Annotated in this window: 8 protein-coding genes; all 8 read left to right on the top strand. The window is 29.3% G+C overall.

Annotated elements, in window-relative coordinates:
- Positions 1-398, top strand: a 398-nt coding sequence (locus tag Q0625_RS02635; RefSeq protein ID WP_298823346.1) for a hypothetical protein, incomplete at its 5' end; no start/stop codon positions are given.
- A gap of 143 nt (positions 399-541) precedes the next feature.
- Positions 542-1,453, top strand: coding sequence for a hypothetical protein (locus Q0625_RS02630; protein ID WP_298823345.1), 912 nt, complete (start codon positions 542-544; stop codon positions 1,451-1,453).
- Between the two features lie 204 nt (positions 1,454-1,657).
- Complete coding sequence (locus Q0625_RS02625; protein ID WP_298823344.1) at positions 1,658-2,095, top strand: SMI1/KNR4 family protein; 438 nt, start codon at positions 1,658-1,660, stop codon at positions 2,093-2,095.
- Positions 2,096-2,122: 27 nt separating this feature from the next.
- The gene (locus Q0625_RS02620; RefSeq protein WP_298823343.1) at positions 2,123-2,695 is read left to right on the top strand and encodes a hypothetical protein; all 573 of its coding nucleotides are present in this window, start codon (positions 2,123-2,125) and stop codon (positions 2,693-2,695) included.
- A gap of 12 nt (positions 2,696-2,707) precedes the next feature.
- Positions 2,708-3,253 (top strand): DUF4303 domain-containing protein, encoded by a 546-nt coding sequence (locus tag Q0625_RS02615; RefSeq protein WP_298823342.1) that lies wholly within the window; start codon positions 2,708-2,710, stop codon positions 3,251-3,253.
- Between the two features lie 119 nt (positions 3,254-3,372).
- Entirely contained in the window at positions 3,373-3,762 is a 390-nt protein-coding gene (locus tag Q0625_RS02610; protein WP_298823341.1) for an immunity protein, read from the top strand.
- Between the two features lie 93 nt (positions 3,763-3,855).
- Positions 3,856-4,311 carry a hypothetical protein gene (locus Q0625_RS02605; protein WP_298823340.1) on the top strand — a complete coding sequence of 152 codons (456 nt, stop codon included), beginning with the start codon at positions 3,856-3,858 and terminating at the stop codon, positions 4,309-4,311.
- A 66-nt stretch (positions 4,312-4,377) separates the two neighbouring features.
- On the top strand, positions 4,378-4,641 hold the full coding sequence (locus Q0625_RS02600) for a hypothetical protein (protein ID WP_298823339.1): 264 nt from the start codon (positions 4,378-4,380) through the stop codon (positions 4,639-4,641).
- The last annotated feature ends 266 nt before the right edge of the window (positions 4,642-4,907 follow it).

Below are 4,907 nucleotides of genomic sequence, written 5' to 3'. Positions count from 1 at the left end.
TTCGGGAATTAACTATCTTAAAATCAATATTTATCAATTTTTGTCGTGTAGTTAGGTCAGTAGGATTTAAAATGTACAAATCTGGAAAAGAAACAGCTATTACAAAAAAGATCTGGAGATTAATAGGGCATATTGATCTAGAGAAGGAAAATATTAGTTTCCCTGACTTACCTATATTCCTTGCGTATAATAAAGAACACTTTATAGAATGTTCAAGAATTATGAGAAATGGAAATCCATATGTAGTTCCTCTTGAATATTATATATCTTTATTGAAAAAAGGGTATGTATATGGGTTCTTTGATAATTACAAAACTTTTGAGCTATGGCTGAGTAATTATTTTGAGAACTATCCTGAAGTTGAGGAAATATTTCCCCTACCCGATAAGTATAGGTAATGTCTTAGCCTCAGTATATAGTGTTATTAAGGTTCAATGCTTTACCAATCAGTGAAATACAAAAAAGACAAACATTAAAATACAAGGGATTAGGTATCTTTCAAATAATAAGGGGTCACTTACATACAAATTAAACATATCAAATGAAAGTAAATCTTTTTTTAATACTATTTGCTCTGTTTTCTTGTGTCAATAATAGTTCAAGTAAAAAAGCAGAAAAGTTAGATATTTGTATAATTCCTAATAATGTTCTGTCTTATATTCAATCAAATAAGGATTTTGAATTAATTGATGCTCAAAAACAATTTAGTGAAGATTTTTGGAGATATTATAACATCCGAAAAAAATCAATATGCCCAATCATTTGTTATGGAGATTTTAATTATGATAACGAAAAAGATATAGCTATCATTGTTAGATACAAAGGATATAAAAGTGATACCTATCCTAAACATATATTTCCTTTCTTGGTTATTTTTCATAGTTATGAAAAGGAAATTAGAGCTCCCTATATCGTCTATAAGACTGATGACTATAAAGAAGAAACTGTAAAAACTGTAGTTTATGATCAATTTGAAGAGGGGATTTGGAGTTATATACAGACGGGACAAAAGAATAAAAAAGATATTATTGAAATTGTTATTCCTGAAAAATCAAGTTTTTATGTTTGTTGGGATGAAGTAAAAAAACAATATAGATACAGAAATAGTTTAGATGATTATGATTATAGTTCCAAATTAGAAGATTTGTTCAGAGGAAAATACTTATTTAGTACATTGAATAAAGATAATATAAAATACCAATATATCATCAATATTAAAAGTTTAAATAATATAGATATTATTATAGAAGAAGGCAAAGATAAATATGAATATAAGAAAATGGAAGCTGCTATTTCAGACAACAATAAGATTAAAATAGTTTTCGATAATAAGCTTAAGGAAATGGGGACTGTATACATTGAATATATCAATAATCTTTACTATATATCAGGAACGCCTATTTACTTTATCAATATAGGAACTGAAAGTCAAGAATTAAATAAAATAGAATGAACTCAAAGTATCAGGTCTTGAAATAGGTGGTAATGTATCAGCTGTGTTGTTAAAAATATAATGTACTAATAATCAGTACAATATAGAAGAAGCAGTTTTCTTTTATTACAAGAATTTATAGTTTATGCACCTATAGGCATATAGTTTTTTATTAGTGGCGAAAAATTTTGTGAGGAGTAGAGGCAAATTAAATATTTTACAAGTATGAAAATAGAAGCAATAAATAAAGGTAGTGAAGCAAAAGCTCTTGCTTTTCAGGAGTTTTTAGGCTTTACCTTGCCCGATGATTATTTTAATTTTTTAGCCCAAAATGACGGTGCTACCATTGATGAAGCCTATTTCTATGTAAAGGATATAGAGGAATACATTATGTTTGATCTTTTCTATAGTATAGAAAAATGTATAAAAATCTATGAAGAGTTCAGTGAGGATTTTCCGAGCAAAAGCCTTGTCATCGGGAGAGATCCAGGAGGGGGGATGCTCCTTTTAGTAACCGAAGACATAGGTGATTTCTCCAAAGGGATTTATTTCTATGACCATTCTCACTTTTTTGAGGCTTCCAATAGTGATTGCAATACCTACTTTGTATGCGATACATTCAGCGAGTTTATAACCATTTTAGAGCATACCACTTTACCATAATAAGCGACATTCTTAAATACAATAAATATGGACATATATCAATTAATTGATGATTCTTCTTATAAATCTTATAAACTAACAGGAGGTACTTCAAAGCTTATTACCTTTAAAGGACAATCCTTAATAGATTCTTGGGAAGAATTAGAAGGAGAAGTGTATAAGAACTTCGACAACAAAGGTAAAAAGGATGGGTTTGACGCTCGTGTAGCTGGAGCTTTCTTAGTAATGGAGAAAGAAAAAGCAATGTTTTTTACTCAAAGACTTAATGTAAAAGCAGAATTATTACCTTTTAAATTTGTTAATGTAAAGAAAGATTTTGTTTTTATCAACATTCAAAATGTAATAGAAGGGATAAATAATGAGGGGGTAAGTCATCTAAAGAGAATGGAGTTATATAGGAATAAAGATTTGTATTTTTATGAAGAGGCTTCTATGAATGTAATATTTAGAGATGCTACTTCAGAAACGAAGTTATTTTGTACTCAAGAGTTGGAAAACATTCTTAGCGAGTTGGATATCAAAGGGCTTGCTCTTGAAAAAGTAGGTAAAGTAGCACCTATACCGTCTTTCCCTAAGGAAAGGAATATTTTCAACAAGTAGCATCAAATTAAAATGACAGAAGAAGTGCGAACAGAAGCATTAAGTCAGCTTATCTATAAGTGTGCTAAAGAAGCATTCTTGGAATTGTTTAAGAACAAGGAACATTATTACAATTGTGTATTACTTGCTCCTGCTGAGGGCTATGCACCTATTCTATCGGCTTGGTCTTATGAAGCCTTGGACAGAGAGATACCTAAACACCCTAAAGAAGAAATTTGGTTATACAAATGGAACTTTGCTGATTCGCCTTATTACGCTTTTGGTGAGGAATATTTCGAACCTGTTCAAACCTTGTTAGATACTTATCCTAGTATTCTTAATATGGAAGACGAAGATGAAATAGAACGAGAGTTTGGGCTAAGAGTCTCGGCAATGGTACAAGCGATGCAAAAATTGGATCAGGAAGGTGTTTTCTCAATCAATCAGCCGAGAGAGCAAGTCTATGTCAATGTTGAGTGTATTCCTAACGACAATTCCGATGTAGATAGAGCCCTTTTACTCAATGAAGCAAAGAACATTCAAGAATGGTTAAAAGATAATCCCAAAGTAGAGGAATAGTTAATTTATGGAATATATCCTATCCGTTTGAAGCAAACACCCCGCTTTTTTTCTTTAGAAGATAGGAATATTTTTAGAAATAAGTAACAATCAACGAACACCAATTTATCTAAATAAAAATGGATATATTAGAAATAGAGAAAATAATAAGAAACTTTTTAGACCTTAGCTTTATAGGGCTTTCTTTTAAACTTCCTGTTTATACAGAAGGTGATTTTTATATTATAGGAGTTGATTACGAGGATAAAATAGGGGTTAGCCATAGCGACCACTTTGTTTATTCCCTATCAGAGAGTACTCTTTTTATAAATTCGTCCTTAAACCAACTTATAGATTGCTTGCTGTTTTTTACTAAAAACTTTGATTTTCAGGAAGAATACAGCGATACATTACGCTTGGAAAAGCTAAAAACTATAAAAAGACATTTTTTAAAAATAGACGCTCCTTGTTTGGAACCAAATACTTGGTGGGGTTATATCTTAGAACAAGTAGAGGAGGGGATATTATAGCGTTACAAGCGCTATTCATTTAGATACATGCTACATAATGAGGAACTTTGTTCGGCTATCAATGGTAGGTAAAATTCTATAAAAATGTTTAATATGAATCTGGAAGAAATAGACAAATATATAAAGTGGAAAGACAGATGGTCTAAGAAAGAAGATATTGACATATATCAATATATAAGCTTTAATATCCATCCTGATGATATTTTAATCATAGGTAAATTACTCTTTCCTGAGACTATAGAAATTGAGGATTGTATTTTTCTAAAAGATAATTTTGATGACCTTCTTTATAAGAATCTCAAGAGAAAATATAACAATAGTAGAGAAATAGAATTTGAGATGAATAAATTAAAGTTATATGATTTATTTGCTCATTGTACGGATACTATAGATGATAAATTATTTAGAAAGATAGGTGAATTCATACAATTTTCTTGGAATATTTATTTTAAACATAAATTTCCTAATAAAAATATAGTGATAGAATACATAAGTAATCCCTATAACTATGGTGATGTATTGTCCTTTTTCTCTGAAAAGCAGAAGTAGTTATTAATCCAACAACGGGTAAAATTATATCTGTTAATCAACTTCAACTAAAAAAGCAAAAAGATTATGCAAAGAGTGAAATTAATGATAAAACAATATTATTTTTTGCAAGATTTGATAAAACAATCTATAATTACTAACGTTTTCTATAAGGATAATCATATAGTCATTATTGAGTTATCTGAAGATGATATGGATAAAATAAGAGATTTAGCATTAGATTATCTTGATATATATGGCTTTGATAAAGATTATGAACTGACAGAATCAGGAAAAATTGGCAGAGGAACTGGTAGACAAATTGTATACTTAGTTTTCATGATGACATGAATTTTAATGAGCTGACAGAAGAATAGAAGAAAAGCTGGACAAGTGTATGTAACTAAAAGTAAAGCAAGAGGGTGTAAATCATTATGATAATAGATGTTTATAAGAATATTCTAACTGTATCTATAAAAGAGATATATAGATCAATTTTGTAATTTTTAACTAAAAATTTAAAATTTCCATACAATAATGGAAGACCAGTTTATTATGTGCTATGAAAAGGAATATTATAATATTTTTTATAGTTTATATCTGTAGTGGATGTAGCT

Origin of the sequence: uncultured Capnocytophaga sp. (assembly GCF_938029845.1) — a bacterium.
Taxonomy (GTDB): domain Bacteria; phylum Bacteroidota; class Bacteroidia; order Flavobacteriales; family Flavobacteriaceae; genus Capnocytophaga.
This window is presented reverse-complemented; position numbering and strand designations above follow the sequence as displayed.

Excerpts from the sequence above, each read along its gene's own strand:
- Q0625_RS02615 (WP_298823342.1), top strand. The coding sequence starts at position 2,708 with ATGACAGAAGAAGTGCGAACAGAAGCATTAAGTCAGCTTATCTATAAG.
- Q0625_RS02620 (WP_298823343.1), top strand. The coding sequence starts at position 2,123 with ATGGACATATATCAATTAATTGATGATTCTTCTTATAAATCTTATAAA.
- Q0625_RS02630 (WP_298823345.1), top strand. The coding sequence starts at position 542 with ATGAAAGTAAATCTTTTTTTAATACTATTTGCTCTGTTTTCTTGTGTC.
- Q0625_RS02610 (WP_298823341.1), top strand. The coding sequence starts at position 3,373 with ATGGATATATTAGAAATAGAGAAAATAATAAGAAACTTTTTAGACCTT.
- Q0625_RS02605 (WP_298823340.1), top strand. The coding sequence starts at position 3,856 with ATGAATCTGGAAGAAATAGACAAATATATAAAGTGGAAAGACAGATGG.
- Q0625_RS02600 (WP_298823339.1), top strand. The coding sequence starts at position 4,378 with ATGCAAAGAGTGAAATTAATGATAAAACAATATTATTTTTTGCAAGAT.
- Q0625_RS02625 (WP_298823344.1), top strand. The coding sequence starts at position 1,658 with ATGAAAATAGAAGCAATAAATAAAGGTAGTGAAGCAAAAGCTCTTGCT.